Below are 701 nucleotides of genomic sequence, written 5' to 3'. Positions count from 1 at the left end.
CGTCTGAAAATCTGTATGCAAGAGGACGCGGCGTGTCGCGCTGTAGCTGAAATCCCGGGCGTGGGCGTACTCACAGCAACTGCGGCGGTGGCCACCATGGGCGATCCCAAGACCTTCAAGTCAGGCCGCGAGTTTGCCGCCTGGCTCGGCCTGGTGCCGGCGCAAACGGGCACCGGTGGCAGGGTCAAATTGTTAGGCATCAGCAAGCGCGGAGACGTCTACTTACGCACCTTGTTGATCCACGGCGCGCGCAGCGTGCTGTGTCACGCCAAGGCACCCGGGCCATGGATTGAACAGATACGCGAGCGCAAGCCCGCGAATGTGGCAGCGGTCGCGCTAGCCAACAAGATGGCCCGAATGATCTGGGCGGTACTGGCTCACGAGCGGCCATACCAGAAGGACTACATCAGCGTTAAACGAGCATAAAGGAGTCATACCCTGCATCATCGAATGACCGCAGTACAAGCAATAAAAGGTTGCGTTGGCAATTGAGCGTGGATGACAAGACAGGTCGGACCGGGACTCACCAAACCTGAATTTCTTTGTGGGCACTCAAGCCCGCTGGACAAATGAGGCGTGAGTCAGCGGATTTCATCGGGGCCCGCAGCCTAACCGGCTGCAACAAGGCCGAATATAAAGCTGCAACCTCCTGTTGCGTTACATGCTCGAAACCCTGGCGCAAACGGGGACGTTCATATAAA

Annotated in this window: 1 protein-coding gene; it reads left to right on the top strand. The window is 58.1% G+C overall.

From position 1 onward, the window contains the following. Positions 1-426 (top strand): IS110 family transposase (locus tag GSQ93_RS28970; protein ID WP_158939832.1); only part of this gene is annotated, 426 nt, incomplete at its 5' end. Positions 427-701 lie beyond the last annotated feature (275 nt).

The organism is Burkholderia sp. S171 (assembly GCF_009766085.1).
Taxonomy (GTDB): domain Bacteria; phylum Pseudomonadota; class Gammaproteobacteria; order Burkholderiales; family Burkholderiaceae; genus Caballeronia.
This window is presented reverse-complemented; position numbering and strand designations above follow the sequence as displayed.